Consider the following 14,772-nt stretch of genomic DNA (forward strand, 5'->3'; position numbering starts at 1 on the left):
CCGTCGGACGGGCTGTCATTCTATCCGTGTCGGTGGTCTGCCAAATCGTCGAGGAGAAGGTCGGCGACCACCTCTTCGACCACTGCGGTGCGCAGTTCGGCCATGGAGTCGACGAGCGTCCGGTCCCATGGAGCGGGCGTGAGGCGACCCGGATCGGGGCCCAGGGGAACCCGCGACACCGCGGCCCGGTAGTCGTCGGCTGCCATCCGCCAGGGGACGGCTCCGGTCTTGGCGAGGACGTGCGCCGCGATGCGGATGCCCTCGCCGTCGAAGTCGCCGTGGTAGCGCAGGGACGCGCCGTCGTCGGCGCGTCGGCGCAGCAGGTGGATCACGGCGGTGTTGGGCCAGCCCGAGGTGCAGACCAGCGGCGGGCAGTGGGGGCCGAAGCGGCGCAGGCTCAGGGCGAGCACGCTGGGGTTCTCGGTGATGTGCACGGGTCCGGTGGGACCGGTGAATTCGCCGGGTGAGCGCAGTTGGGCGAGGGTGAGGCTGACGGGGTGGCCCGCTCCGGCGCAGATCCGGGAGATCTCGGCCACCGGGCCCTCTCCCCCGGGGCGGAGACCGACGGCGAGCACGGTGGCCGACAGCTCGTCGTCGGCCACGCCGGCTCGACTCCACAGTGCGCGCCGCCCTTCGGCCGTTTCGGGCATGTCAGTGCCGTACAGCACCGCCAGTGCCCGCAGGACCAGGGAGGAGAGCCGGGTCCCGTCGTCCAGGGCGTGGGAGTCGCCGTCGAGGAGGCGCGCGGCGAGGACCGGTAGTGGCTCACCACCGGCCGGGAACGCGGCGAGGACGGTCAGCGCCGCGGCGATGAGGCCCCGGGTCCGCTCGGGTGAGCCGTCGACGAGGCCGCCGGCCCGCAGGTGGCCGACCCAGTCCAGCAGGGCCGGCTGGACGGTGACCACCTCGTGGCCGGCCAACCACGCCCACAGGGCCTCGCGTTGGCCGGTCCTGTGGTGGCGCTCGGCGGCCCGGTCGTGGATCGGGCCGAGGATCGCGGTCACCACGTCCCGGACGGGTCGGCCGCAGGCGTCCAGCACGGCACTGTCGAGCCCGGCGAGAGGGATCGTCGGTTCGGCGCCGGGGAGCCGGTCGAGTCCGAGGAGGTCGGCCAGTGCCTCCCGGCCCGCCTCGTCGAGTGGTCCGGACCGTACCCGGCTGACGGGGCGACCGGTCGAGAGACGGCCGTGAACGGCCGACCACAGGGGTCGGAGCTCGGGGAGGTCGAGGGGGTGGCGGTCCGTCATGCCTGTTCTTCCGTGTCGGCTTCGTCGGGCAACAGGTCGGTGCCCGTCCAGGTGAAACGGGCACTGGTGACGGCGTCGTCGCCGTCACCTCCGGTGATCAACTGGTGGACGGCGATGCCGGAGAGCTCCCGGTAGGTGCACCATTCGTGGTCCGAGGTGAGCACCAGGTCGAGGTCGAGTGCCGCGAGGAGGCCGAAGACCTGCCCGCGGTTGACGGTGTCGACGCCGACGAAGACCTCGTCGAGCAGGATCAGCCGCGGAGACTCCGGCACCGCCTCGTAATGGGCGGCCACGGCGGCGAACAGCGGCAGGTGGAGGGCGATGGCCTTCTCACCGCCCGAGAGCGCGCCGTGGAGCTTCTTGGTGAGCAGCTGCCACCCGGAGCCGTTGGCGCGGTCCAGTTTGACGACGAACTGGTGCCAGGCCGTGTAGTCGAGGACCTCGGCGAGCTGCTCCTCCCAGGTCGCCGCCGTGTTGCGGGTCTTCGCTTCCTCGATACGGCCCCGGAAGAAGGCGTGGAGGGCCTCACGGTCGGCTTCGGTGATCCGCGCCGGGTCCTTGAGCAGCAGCTCACGGGCCGTCCGGGTACCGGCGGGCAGGTCGGGGTGGATCTGCCACACCAGACGGACGGCCACCCGTGAGGCAGTGCGGATCCCTTCGAGGTGACCGTTCATCCGCTCGACGAGTTCACCGGCCTGACGGATCCGGGAGGCGAGGTGGCGGCGCGTGTCGCCGGTGAGGGTCCGGTCGAAGAGGCCGCGTTCGGCTGCGGTGATGTCGTCCTGACCGCGGTCACGCTCACCGGTGAGGATGGCGAGGAGGCCGGTCGCGCCGACCCGGATGCCGTCGACGGTGGCGGTGAGGACCTGGACGTCCTCCTCCGCTTCGAGCTCGAGGTCGGCGCGGCTGCTGAGGCTCTGGCGGGCTCGGTGGACGGCCTCGGAGAGACGGTTCAGGGAGTCACCGAGGTTCCTGGCGTTGTGCGGCAGGTTGGGCCACGCGGCAGCGGTCTCGCGCGCCGCTTCGAGGGTGGCACGGGTGCCGTCCGCGGAGGTGAGGACGAGCCCGAGGCCCGCGTCCTCGGGGAATCCGAGGACGCACAGGCGCCGGAAGCCATGGGCGGCCTCGTTTCGGGCCTCGACGGCCCTGTCGTGCAGGGCCTCGTCCTGGGCCGCGGTGGCGCCGAGCGCGCCGATGCGGCCTTCGAGCGTGAGAAGTGCCTGGGTGCCGGATTCTAGGTCGCGGCGAACGCGGTCGAGGGACTTCCGGAAGTCACTGATGCGGGCGGCCACTTCGCGGTAGTCCTCACCGACGGTGCTCTCGACCGCCCGGAGCGTGGAGCGGAGCCCACGGACGGCGGCCTCGGCAGTCTCGGCCTCCGCCAGGCCCTCGGTCGCAGCCCCCCTCGATGCCTCGGCATGGCCGCGCGCGGAGTGCCAGGCGTGGTCGGCGGCTGTCCAGGCGAGATGGGCGTCGAGCCAGACGTCGGCCTGTTCGCGCAGCGCTTCGACGGCCGCAGCGGTCTTGTCCAGGGCGGCGCGTTCGGTCGGCAGGGCATGCTCGGCGGAGGCGACGGCGAGAACGCGCAGCGCTTCCGCGACCGCCTTCTCCTGCCGCGCGAGCTGTTCGACGGCCTCCCGCACGGCGTCCTCCCGAGCGCCCACCTCGGACTCGGCCCGGTCCCAGACGCCCTTGGCCTCCTCCACGTCCCGGTGGTGCGGCCGGGAGCGGAGGTCGGCTTCGAGGCGCGTCCGGCGGTCGGCGAGGGCGTGCAGCCGCGTCTCGTAGCCGACGACGGCGGTGTCGGCCTCAGCCAGTTCGGTGGTGAGTTCCGCGATCCGCCGCTGCCTGGCGCGTTCCCGGGCCGCGGCGCCGATGTGGCTGGACTCCTCCTTGGCCCAGGAGCCGACCGCCATCGCCAGCCGCCAGCTTCCGTCGGCGCCCACGACGGCCGGGTGGTCCGTCGTCAGTGCGGGGCCGTAGGCGATACCGGCAAGCAGCCGCCGCACCCGGGCGGGCGACACCGGGCCGTCGGGTTCCGGAGCCAGGACGTCGAGCAGCGAGGGGCCCGGTGCGGGCGTGGCCGCTGCCGGATCGGCCAGGACGTCGTGCCCTGCGACGACGAGACCGCCGTCGGGGGTCATCCAGGCGTCGAGCAGGCCGGCCGCCTCGAGGGCCGCTTCGACGCCGACCTGATCGGCGGGCGGAACGTCCGGCCGGAAGGCCAGCAGACGCCACAGTGGGGCCCCAGGCAGGACCGACCGGTCGGCCGTGCGAGTCCGTGGTGGCACCGGCGGGAGATCGGCCGCGGCCGCGATGCGTTCCAGTTCCCGGAGGACCCGGTCACGCCCGGCGCAGGCGTCGTCCCGGCCGGCGCGGGCGGTCGTCTCGTCGGCGGTGATGGAGCTCTCCGCCGCCCGGGCCGCGGCCTCGACCAACACGAGGACATCAGTCTCGACGGCGGCACGGGACGCGAGTTCCTCGGCGTCGTCGATCGAGAGTTCCACGCAGTCCTCCCTCGCCCAACGACGCAACAGGACGGCGTGGGCGTCGACGGCGGCCTGGTAGGCGCGGGCGTTCCCCTCGCGCTTCGCGGTCGCCCCGGTCAGTCGTTCGCGCGCCGAATCGAGGTGCTGCTCCGCCGTCGTCCGGCCCGCGAGGGACCGCTCGTGGCGCTCGACGGCGGCTCGGACGTCGGCGATCTGGTGGTGCCGCGAGACGACCGCACCGCGCAGCAGACGGCGCGCCGTACGCCCCTGCTCCTCGTTCTCTCCCGACGGACCCGGTGCGGTGCCGAGCACCGTCTGCACCTCGGCGCAGACGGACTCCATGGCTGCTCGCCGCGCCGCGCCGCGTGCCTCCTCGCGAGCGGCCCGGGTGTGTTCGGCCCGCTGTTCGGAACGCAGCCGCGCATCGTCGGCACGCCCCGCGTCCTCGTCGGCCGCCCGAACCTTCCGGTCGGCGGCGGTACGGGCCCGGGCGGCGGTCTGGTCGGCCTGCTCGCTCCTACGACGGAGCTGGTCGAGCTCCTGCCCCTGCCGGTAGACCTCGGAGTCGAGCAGCCCCTCGATGGCGCCCTCGATCTCCTGCCGCCCGTGTTCGAGTTCCTGTTGCGTCCGGTTGCTCTCGTCGCGCTCACGCACGGCTCCCGCGTGTGCCTCCCCGCTTTCCCTCGCGATGCGGGCGAGGTTGTCCATCTCGGTCGTCGCGGAGATGAGACCGGCCGCTCCGGCACGCAGGACGCGCTGGGCGTAGCCGCGTTGCTGGTTCGCGACGGCGGTGGCCGCGGCCACCTCGTCGTCCAGTGTCTTCAGGTGCTCGCGCTGGCGGTCGAGGCGCTCGAAACCCTCGGCCAGTTCGGTGATCTCGCCCTGGCCGAGCGGGGGCAGCGCCCGCGAGAGCAGGGAGGACAGCAGCGACGGATCCAGGCGCTCCGAGAGCTTGGGGGTGCGGAGCTGGAGCAGCGCGGTGATCAGGGCGTCGAAGCGCTGCTCGCTCAGCCCCGGGAAGAGCGTGCTGCGGACCGTGTTGCGGTAGTCGGTGGGTGACCCGTGCAACTCGCCTTGGCCGTGCAGGGCATCGGCCAGGGCGGCGCGAGTGAGCGGCTGGCCCGCGTCGTTGACCAGGGAGAGACCTCCGGGGCGGTCGACCCGCGCGCCGGTGGTGAAGTAGTCGACGGTGACACCGGTGGTGTGCGTACTGGCCTGGAGCCTGGCGCCGCAGGTGAACCACCCGGGATCGCCGTCACCGCGGACGAACTCCAGCCACACGTACCCGACGCGGGTCTTGCCCGTGGCGCCCTCCCCCATCAGGTTCCAGTGCATGGTGCGCTCGGAACCGCCGAAGGTGGACAGCCGGTTGGGTCGCAGGCTCGCGTCGAACAGGAACGGCAGGAGCACCTCCAGTGCCTTCGACTTGCCGGTGCCGTTCTGCCCCCGCAGGAGCAGCCGGCCCTTGTGGAAGGTGAAGGTCTCGTCGTAGTAGCGCCAGACGTTGAGGATGCCGGCCCTGGCGGGCCGCCATCGCACGGCTGCGGCCGTCGCCGGGGGCACGGGGCTCTGCGGTGGCTGTGTCACGGTCATCGGAGGTCTTCCCTGGTCAGGTTGCGGGACCGTCGGTCACGGTGGTGCGGTACCGGAACGCCGCGGGCCGGGGAACGGTGCGGTCGCCGATCCGGCGGGCCAGGCCGAAGTCGTCGAGGACACGAAGGGCATCGGCCGTGAGCCGCTGGGCACCGTCCTCGGACTGGTAGCCCTTCGCCCACCGCGGGAAGCGCCGCAGCAGCGTGTTCGCCTCGGCCTCGAGCTGTTCCGGTGTCAGCCCGTCCGGGGCGGCCGTCAGCGGTTCCAGCAGGAGCAGGGCGGCGACGCGGGCTGTCGCGGAGTCGTCCGGGAAACGGCTGTCGGTGGCGATGGCCTCCGGGTCCACGAACAGCAGGCCGTCGGCCCGTTCCTCCAGCACGAAGCCACCCTGCTCGGCGGCGCGCTTGACAATCTGGCGCCCCGTCGGCGAGGCCAGGTAGGCCAGTTCGTCGGCGCCGAGTTCGTCGTGGTGCAGGACGGGATCGTCGAGGAGCCGCCGGAGCACCGAGTGCCGGAGCCGGAGGTTGCGCTGCGCGTCGGAGGCGTCGGCCCCGCCGTACCGGCTCTCGCGCACCGTGCCCCGCAGGAGTTCCTCGAAGCGCAGCGGCACGTCCTGCGCCGGAACGGCCAGCCGGGACGGGCCGACGGGCGCGGCGAGCAGGCGCATCAGGACGGTGGCGTCCACTCGGTAGAGGACCTTGGCCTTCGCCGAGTCGACGAAGCTCTCCGTGACGCCGTCCACGGTGAGGAGCGCGCCGTAGGCCTCCAACAGCTTGAGCACGTCCACGAACGCCATGCGCTCGGACTTGCTCGCCGTGTCGAAGGGCGGCAGTGCCTCGTCGGTGGCACAGGCGTGGACGACCCGGTCGGCGAGCAGGCCGACCGTCGTGACCGGCACCGGAAGCAGCTCGGCCGCGACGACGCACAGCAGCGTGTAACGGCGGCGGTCGAACGGGGCCTTGCCGGACCGCAGCCGACGGGCGGGGCGCGAGGCGTCGGGCACCTCCCGGATCTTGAGCAGGCGCGCGTACCCCAGACGCGGCTCCACCACCAGCTGCCAGCCGCAGTTGTAGTCGAACCACTTCGTCAGCGGGTCCTGACGGCGGCGGATCAGCTCGAAGGCGGGCGGGTCACCGCGCTCGGTGATCAGCGGCAGGCCGAGGAGCAGTCTGATTCCTCGGGCTATGTCCTGCCGCTCGGCCAGGACCAGCTGGTTGGCGAGAGTGCTCATGTGCCGCTCCTGGTGGTGTTCATGCGCTGTCCTCCCGGATGACCGCCCGCAGTGCGCTCGGGCTCCGGATCTCCACCAGGTAGTCGGGCCCTTCGAACCGGCCGTGGGAGGTCCGCAGGACGGCCCGTCCGCCCTCGGGAGAAGGCCGGAGCACGATCTCCACGCGGCCGTCCGAGGTGACCGCCCGACGTGCCCCGCCGGCGTCCGGTCGTACGGCCAGCGCCCGGCCGAGGAGGTCGAGCAGCCGCTCGAAGACGGTGTGGTCCAGCACGCGGAGGTCGGAGAGCCGCACCGGGCCGTCGGTTCCCAGGACGTCCCAGGCCGCTTCGAGTTCGGCCCGCTCCTTCCGGGCCCGCTCGGCCCGGGCCGCCTTGATGCCTCCGATGTCGCGCACCTTCCCGGTGCGGGTGAACCGCTCGGTGCGGCCGCTGGTGCGCAGCAGCGCCGAGACCTCCACCGGCGGGGTATCGGCCCAGCTGCCCGACGACGGCACCGACTCCGGATCGGGGTGCGCGAGATGGGCGTGCCGGGCCGGGCCGAGGCCGAAGGCGGCCGACCACAGGCGGTGCAGGTCGTCCTCGCCGGGCGCGGCGGCGAACCAGCGGGCCAGCTCCCGGAAGTCCTGGACGGCACTGGTGGAGCGGCGCCGTGACTCGGTGATCCGGTCGAGAACCTGGAGGAGCGTCACGATCGCCCGCCGCGCCACGTCGTGCAGTTGCTCCACGCGGGGCCGCGCCCCGTCGGCCGGCCGGAACCAGGACCGGAGCCCCTCCCAGCGCGCCCGGCGCCGCTCCAGCCAAGCCGGCGCGGGATCGCCGTCGGCGACCGGCGGCAGCTCGGCACCCCGCAGCGCCCGCGCGTGCAGCAGGCTCACTCCGCACCGCTCGACGCGCTCGACGGCGGTGGCGACCGCCTGGCCCCGCTGGTCGAGGTTGACGAGGAACTCCTGGAGATAGGCCACCGTCGCGGCCTTCACCTCGCGGAAGGTCGCCAGGTCCACTCCATCGGCGCGCAGCAGGCGCTGCAACTCGCCGTTGAACGCCTTGGTGTTGGCCAGCAGCGCCTCCAGGTGGCCCTCCAGCTCCTGCAGCGTGGTGAAGACCCGACGGTCCGAGGATGTGGAGTCGCCCAGCAGGACGTACAGCTCGTCGAGCCGGTCCGTGATCGCCTCCAGCACCGCCGTCTGGAGCGCCCCCGTCGAGGCGAGCACCGACAGGGCGTGCTCGACCCCGGCGAACGCGGCCTCACCACGCCGGGTCAGCGAGTACTGGAGGTTGCGGCGCTCGTACTCCTCGGCGGTGCGGTAGTTCTCCGCGTGGTTCTGGACGACGTCCAGCAGCTGCCACTCCCTGAGCTTGCGCAGCGCCTCCTGGAGGTCGTCGTCATGGACCGCGTCGAACCAGCCCACCGTCCGCAGCCGGGTGCGGACCTCGTCCAGCCCGAGCGCGGTCTCCAACCGCTCGTTGGCCGCTCCGAAGGCCTGGAGGATCGCACCGTAGAGTTCGGCCCTCTCCCCCGTCGTGAACCGGAACATCTCCGGCGGCACCCTGCGCAACGGCTCTCCCCTCCTCCCCGTCGGGCGTCACAGTACGTGGACGCACACTGCTTCTCAACGCGGCCCGGACCGGTGCTCAGCGCGTTCCAGGTGCGTCATGACCACCTGGTGGGCGCGCCAGCCATCCGGGAACTTGGGTGGGACGTCCAGGTGGATCGGACTGCTTCGGGGGTGCCGGTCGAGGAGGTCGGTGATGCCGGCGCGGGCCACCACGATGCAGGCGAACCGGTGCCGGGAGAGCAGGACGCACAGCCGGCCGGTCTCCATGTGGAAGGCGGAGGCGTCCGGGCGGCCGGAGAGCGGGTGCCAGACCAGGGTCACGTCGAACTCCCGGCCCTGGAGCCGGTTGGCGGTGTCCACGGTGATCTCGGTGAGGCCCCGTTCCGCCAGCCTTGCCCGCACCGCGTCCACCTGGACGGTCCGCGCCGCGCCGATCGCGATCCGGGCCTGCACCAACGGTTCACCGTTGACCAGCGCGCCCCGTTCGAGCAGCCGGGACGCGGTCGAGGCGAGTGCCTCGGCCATCTGGGGGTCGTGGTCGAGGGTGTGACGTCCCGGGAGTTCGAGGTAGCCCCAGCCGGAGTCGGCGGCCCGGGCCAGCACCGGGTCCTCCGCCACCGGCCGATGGGGCAGGCTCCCGTAGGTCAGCACGCGGTCGCTCGCCGTGGTGCCGGACTCGAAGGGGTAGTACGGGTAGAAGGCCTCCGCCACCAGGGGCGCGGCCATCTCGGGCAGCCGCCAGGAGATCGGCAGTTGGTGCCGGAGCAGGTCGGGTTCGTGGGCGAGCGTGACGTCGACGGCGTTGCGCAGCGGATCCCAGCTGAGGCCCTGCCACCGGTCGGTGTCCACGGTCGCGAACGGGTCGAGCTGGCCGGGGTCCCCCACGAACAGCACCTGGGAGTCGGGCGCGTCGAACAGCGGCGCCGCCGCGAGCAGGGCGTCCGAACGCATCTGGTAGGCCTCGTCGATGATCGCCCACCGCCAGGTGCCGGACTTCTCCGCGTCCACGTGCCGCCACTTGGCGGCCGTCGAGACCACGACCGGCAGGTGACGCAGGGCGTCGATCCCGGTGTCGCCGGAGACGTTGGGGCGCCGGGTCACGCGCTCCGGCAGGGCGAAGCCCGTCGCGTGCAGGCGGCCCACCGGAAGTTCCGGGTACTCCCTCGCGATGTTGTCCACCAGGTCGTCGACCTGCTCGTTGGTCTGCGCGACGATCATCACCTGGTTGCCGGCGCCGGTGAGGTGCCCGGCGGCGCGCTTCACCAGGGTGGACTTGCCGGCGCCGGGCGGGGAGTCCACCACCACGCCCCGCCCGGTGGGCCGGTCGAGGTCGGCCAGAATCCCGGCCACCGCACGGTCGGCCCGGACCCCCGGGCCCGTCGCCTCGTCGGCGGGGGTGCGCGCGGCCGGGATCGCCGCCGCCACCGTCGTGGTGTCGTTCACGCCCACTCCTCCTCGGCGTCCTCGTCGGTCGGTTCGTAGGGCACCGGCGGGCCTCCGTGGGTCCACGGGGTGTTCTCCTCGGCGGGCAGTTTCGCCGGCCTCGAGTCGACGCCGAGCGTTGTGTAGGTCACCGTCTCGCCGGTCTCGGCGAGGGTGCCTTCCGGTGCGGGCGGCCTGCGCTTGTTCGCGAAGCCGCCGGAGAGTTCGAGGGTCACCAGGTGGACCTCCTCGTGCGGGGTGAGGTCGATGATCTCGGCCGGCTGCTTCAGGCGGCCGGGCGACTTCACCTTGGTTCCGACGGTGAGCCGTACCGGGCGCTCGCTGCGCACGGTGATCGTCGGACGCCAGCGCGGGGTCCTCTTACCGGGCTCGAACCGGTCCTCGTCCCGGGCGACGACGGTGCCGCTGAACGCTTCTCCGCTCAGCTCGTACTCCGCCATCACCAGCGGGTCGTCGTAGGCCCGCTGGGTCTGGTAGCGGGACGTGTCGTCCTCCAGCAGGCCCAGCCGCCGGGCCGCGCCCACCGCGCGGTCGCGCTTGCCCTGCGGGTGGCCGTGCTCCTCCAGGTAGGCCGCGTAGTCGGAGAACCGCCGACGGTCGCTGGTCCACCGTTCCTCGACGTGTCCCCCTTCGGGCAGGGCGCGCGCCAGGCCGACACCCCGCCAGACCAGGTCCCACGTCGGCCGCAACTGCTCGCACAGGGCGCGGTCGATGCGCTCGCCGAACCGCACCCGCACCCGTCCCTCGGCTTCCGCGTGGCGGGTGAGGAGGTCGTCGAGGAGCGCGTCGAACCCGGCGTCCGTGGCAGGTCCAGCAGGCGGCCAGAGCAGCGGGTTCTCGGTCTCCCGGGCGGCTTCCGCCCCCGTACGGCCGTCGGGCGGATCGATCCAGGCGACGACGGCCGCCAGGTGGGAGTCCTCGGCGGAACTCTGGCCGGTCGCCCAGTGCGCGGTGAGCACCCGGCTGACGGCGAGCATGGCACTCGACCCCGGGAACTCCGCCCGACCCTCGAACCACGTCAGCCACTTGCCGAGCTTCGGCACGTCGGGATGAACGGCGTGCGGTCCGTCGGTGCTGCGCAGCCGGGTGAGCCGGCCGAGCCGTCGGAGGTAGGCGATGCCTTCACCGTTGGGGACGAGCAGTTGCGGTGCGCGGCGCGCCTGTTGGCGCTCCTCCGCCTTCTCGCCCTTGCCGACGGTGTAGGTCTCGGCCTCCGCCAAGCACTCCTCGAAGTAGGGAAGCAGAAGGGCCGCCAGCTCCTCCGCGAACCGGAACCGCTGGACCCGGTCCCTGGGCCGGCGGACGGTCAGCAGGGTCGGGTGGTCCGGGTCGGTGCCCGCCAGTGCGGCCAGCGGCGCACAGGCCTCCCCGGCGAGGGTCAGCGGCACCAGGACGAACGGGTGGTCGTCCAGGTGGTGGTGCCGGACCGTGGCCAGGGGCTGGGCCCTACCGGTCTGGGTCGCGCGGAGCGTCGCGACCGTGGCAAGCATGCTCATGCGGTCTCCTCGGTGCGCAGCCGGAAGAGCCAGTCGGCGGCGATGAGCAGTTCGACGGTCTCGGCGTTCTCCGCGCCGGGCGGCAGACCGCTGTCGAGGTAGGCGAGGGCCGTGCTGGTGGAGTCGATGCCCGCCAGGGCGTTCCGTACGGTGCTGCCCAGCCGGGCGGGGTATCCGTGGGCGTCGGCCTCGTCGCGGCAGTGGTGGGCCATCTCGCAGAAGGAGAGGCAGTCGGGGACGTAGGAGGCGGGCAGCTGCTCCACCGACTCGTGGAGCACAGCCGGGTCCCGGTCGATGTCGAGGGTCGCCGTCGCCGGAAGACCGCGCGCCAGGTCCTCGGCGCGCCGCAGCCGGTTCAGCTGGAAGTCGAGGGCGGCGAGTTCCTGACGCAGGTCGATTCGGCTGAGGCATGGCCGGTTGGAAAAGTCCTTGGGGCAGACCAGCAGGAAGGTGTCGGCGATCTGCTCCGCATCCAGCCCTGCGGCCGCGAACGCGCGCCGCAACGCCAGCACATGAACGGAGGCCTGCTTCGCGGTCTGGGCGACGGCGGTCGGATCGGCCTGACCGTCGATCACGGGGAACGACCTGATCGCCACGACGTGAAACCTGCCGTCGATCCGGTGGGTCAGGGCATCGGGTTCCAGGTAGGCCAGTCGGCCGGCCACCTCCACGGTGAGCACCGGGTTCTGCAGGATCAACCGCTCCTCGTCACCGGCGGCGATCCGCTCGATGACACCGCGGGTCTCCCGTTCCCGGACTTCGAGCGAGGTGATCCCCCCGACCTCGCCGAGGTCCTGGAGCTTGGCCTCGTCGACCGGTACGCCGAGGTCCTCCCGCAACAGCCGGATCAGTTCGGCGTACGAGCCCCAGCGCACGGTGGCCTTGAAGGCCTCCTCCCGTGCGATGGCGAACGGCGACTGGCCGAAGCGCGGTTCATGGCCCAGCCGCCGGGCCAGAGCGGTCTTGTCGACCCCTGAGGCGTCCAGGACGGACCGCCGGGCACAGGCCGGATTCGCCGTCAGCGCAGTGATCTTACGGGCGGTGTACGCCAACGGCGGCCGCGCGCCGCGAAGTTGAGCCAACCGGTCGGGCGGCTCGGATGAGTGGGAAGGCATGGCCTCTCTTCGTTCCGGGGTGGCGCCGATCTCCTGAGGTTCCGATGCGAATGCGGGACCCCGCGACTACAGGACCCCTCCCCCGCTGCGGAGGGCGTCATGGAGTTCCCTCGCACCGAAAAGCTGCTGCACGTCGCTGAGTTGTTCGCGTGCGCGGCGAGCGGCGTCGATCCGCTCCCGGCTCCCCTCGCCCTGGTGGACCTCCGCCTCGGCTCGCGCGGCGGAGAGCACCCGCTCCGGGTCGGGCCGCAGGGCCTCGCTGTAGGCACCCGGAATCGTGAGCGCGAAGCGGCGCAGCAGCCGCCATGCCGCCTCGGACGGCGGATTGCCCGCGTTGTCGAGGCGCTGGATCTGCTCGGCCGTCCCGATCGCGTGCCGAAGGAAGTCGGCACGCGGGCTGAGCGGAGTGATCAGGCGCTGCTCCAGCGACCAGACCGAGACCGCGAGCAGGCCACGGGCCGCGGTGAGGCGGTCGTGGTTGATCGCAGCGCAGATGTAGTAGGGGCGGGAGTAGCCCTGCGCGGTGAAGGAACGCTCCTCATCACGCCGCAGGGAGGCAAGCTTGGTGGCGACCAGCGACTCGGAGAAGAAGGCCTCGTACACCGAGGAGATGAGCTTCGGCGCGGCGGGCGCGCCGAGGATCGTCAGTGACTGGTAGACCTGCTCGCGCACCGGGACGGCTCCACGGCTGGGCAGACTGGGCGGCCGTTGCTCGTCCCGCACCGGCGGCGTCACGGCAGGCGACCCCTGGAGGGACTCCTCCGCGTCCAGTGCGGCTTCCCACTTCGCTTCAACCTCACGTAGTTCCTTGCGGATCCGCGCGCCAGCGGTCGAATCGCCGGCACGTCGCGACTCCCTCAGTCGGGCACGCAGAGCCGTGAGGCGCTGTTCGAGTTCCTCCACTGATGCGGCCATGCTCCCAGGCTAGTGCATGGTCCATCATTTTCCAAGAACAACCAAGATCACCCAAGGAACTCACCCAAGCTTTTCCAAAGCCGTGCGCTATCATCGTCGCCAGGCACCGGTCGCTCCATGGCGGCGAGGCGTGGTGCCACCGCCGCCAGAAGGAGAAGCATGGTCAAAGGCACACATGGACGGGGTACCGGTGGCCCCGCGTCCACTGCATCGGCGAACCCGCCGGGCGGCAGCGCACCCGGGCGCCCGTCCCGCTGGCTGGCTCCGACGGCCATGACCGCTACGACCGCGGGCCCGACGGTGGCGGGTCTCCTGGGCAACACGACCATCGCCGTCATCTCTGCCGCGCCGGGCTTGGCAGTTGGCCTGCTGTTCTTCTTCGGGGTGGTCTGCCCGGCCGTATGGTCGAGGAAGCCCCAGCGCAGGCGAGCGGCCCTCAATGCGATGAACGCACTCATCGGCCGCAGCCCGTTGACCACACCCGAGCCGCCGTAGGCCGTGGAGTCAGGGCGGACGAGCGCCCTGACCCCACGGACCCGCCAGCCCGAACCGCTTCTTCCGGCCCTGGCGACCGACTACCTTTGGCGCCGCGCCCGGTGGGCGGCGATCAGGTTGCGGTACCAGGTGTAGGAGGCCTTCGGGGTGCGCTGCTGGGTGTCGAAGTCGACGTGGATGAGGCCGAAGCGCTGGTGGTAGCCCTCGGCCCATCGAACAGGCTGTCATTCTATCCATGGCGGTGGTCTGCCAGGTCAGCAGCCTGCGACAAGCCGGTACGACCCGACCTCGCGCCGCAGCAGCCATTGGTCGAAGACTCGGCGAAAATCGTCTTCCCCGTGCCTGCCGGCCTGCGCTTCAGCAGTGGCCTGGTAACCATCGGTGACTCCTCGCGGCTCGTCGTCAGGCCCGTCCTCTAATGGTGGCAACCCAGGCGTATAGGATCACCGCCGCCAAAGTTGAACGGTTGGCTGCAGGGAGGCGGGAAGCGCGTGAACCCGTGCACGACCACGGCGAAGACAGGCGGTCGCGCCTGCGGCAGGTCCCAGTGGTAGAGCGCGTGCAGCGGAGCAATGCCGGCCTCCAACAGCCCGTCCACCAGCCGCTCGTAGAAGTCGAGCCCGGCACCGTTGACCTCGCCCCGGCCGGCCGGCTGCACGCGCGACCAGGCGATCGAAAACCGGTACCCGTCGAGCCCCAGGCCGCGCATCAACCCCACGTCCTCGGGCCACCGGCGATAGGGGTCGCACGCCACCCGGCCGGTGTCGCCGCCCCTTACTGCGCCGGCCCGGTCGCAGAAGGTGTCCCACACCGACCAGCCGCGGCTATCCTCGTCCATCCCGCCCTCGATCTGGTAGGCGGCGGTGGACACGCCCCAGCGGAATCCGGGCGGCGGGTCGCGACGGTCCGTCATGGATGAATCCCTTTAAACAACACGAGCCACAAATGCGAGCAGGGCTCATTTCAAGGCGAGCCGGCGGCCCAAATCCAGAGCCGAGTGCCATATAGCCCGCAAGGGCCTGGCCCTCAGGGGCCGCCGCACCGATCACCCCACCCGGCCACACCGACCACAGGTTCGCCATCGCAACCCCAGAACCAGAGCCACGATCATCAGATCGCCACGTGGTGGAACTTCATCGGCCGCACCAACGAGGGGATCGCCCAGACCCGCGCCGACTGGCAGTCCGGCACCC

General features: G+C 72.0%; 8 protein-coding genes and 2 pseudogenes. All 10 read right to left on the bottom strand.

Going from position 1 to position 14,772, the window contains the following annotated elements; translation table 11 throughout:
- Positions 1–20: 20 nt before the first annotated feature.
- On the bottom strand, positions 21–1,247 hold the full coding sequence (locus ACFVHI_RS09360; RefSeq protein ID WP_380337286.1) for a TIGR02679 family protein: 1,227 nt from the start codon (positions 1,245–1,247) through the stop codon (positions 21–23).
- On the bottom strand, positions 1,244–5,329 hold the full coding sequence (locus tag ACFVHI_RS09365) for a TIGR02680 family protein (RefSeq protein WP_380337289.1): 4,086 nt from the start codon (positions 5,327–5,329) through the stop codon (positions 1,244–1,246). Before ACFVHI_RS09365 ends, ACFVHI_RS09360 begins: the two co-directional genes overlap by 4 nt.
- Positions 5,330–5,345: 16 nt before the next feature.
- Positions 5,346–6,560 (bottom strand): TIGR02678 family protein, encoded by a 1,215-nt coding sequence (locus ACFVHI_RS09370; RefSeq protein WP_063350426.1) that lies wholly within the window; start codon positions 6,558–6,560, stop codon positions 5,346–5,348.
- A 19-nt stretch (positions 6,561–6,579) separates the two neighbouring features.
- Positions 6,580–8,094 (bottom strand): TIGR02677 family protein, encoded by a 1,515-nt coding sequence (locus tag ACFVHI_RS09375; protein WP_380337448.1) that lies wholly within the window; start codon positions 8,092–8,094, stop codon positions 6,580–6,582.
- A gap of 75 nt (positions 8,095–8,169) precedes the next feature.
- Positions 8,170–9,558, bottom strand: a complete 1,389-nt coding sequence (locus ACFVHI_RS09380; RefSeq protein ID WP_380337292.1) for an AAA family ATPase — start codon at positions 9,556–9,558, stop codon at positions 8,170–8,172.
- Complete coding sequence (locus tag ACFVHI_RS09385) at positions 9,555–11,054, bottom strand: hypothetical protein (protein WP_380337295.1); 1,500 nt, start codon at positions 11,052–11,054, stop codon at positions 9,555–9,557. The genes ACFVHI_RS09380 and ACFVHI_RS09385 overlap by 4 nt, the downstream gene beginning before the upstream one ends.
- Positions 11,051–12,169 carry a hypothetical protein gene (locus ACFVHI_RS09390; protein ID WP_380337298.1) on the bottom strand — a complete coding sequence of 373 codons (1,119 nt, stop codon included), beginning with the start codon at positions 12,167–12,169 and terminating at the stop codon, positions 11,051–11,053. The genes ACFVHI_RS09385 and ACFVHI_RS09390 overlap by 4 nt, the downstream gene beginning before the upstream one ends.
- Positions 12,170–12,235: 66 nt before the next feature.
- Positions 12,236–13,084, bottom strand: coding sequence for a hypothetical protein (locus ACFVHI_RS09395; RefSeq protein ID WP_380337301.1), 849 nt, complete (start codon positions 13,082–13,084; stop codon positions 12,236–12,238).
- Between the two features lie 575 nt (positions 13,085–13,659).
- A pseudogene (locus ACFVHI_RS09400) lies at positions 13,660–13,785 on the bottom strand (family 1 glycosylhydrolase); the annotation flags it as partial.
- A 323-nt stretch (positions 13,786–14,108) separates the two neighbouring features.
- A pseudogene (locus ACFVHI_RS09405) lies at positions 14,109–14,492 on the bottom strand (family 1 glycosylhydrolase); the annotation flags it as partial.
- Between the last annotated feature and the right edge of the window lie 280 nt (positions 14,493–14,772).

It is taken from the genome of Kitasatospora sp. NPDC127121, from assembly GCF_042677305.1.
Lineage (GTDB): Bacteria > Actinomycetota > Actinomycetes > Streptomycetales > Streptomycetaceae > Kitasatospora.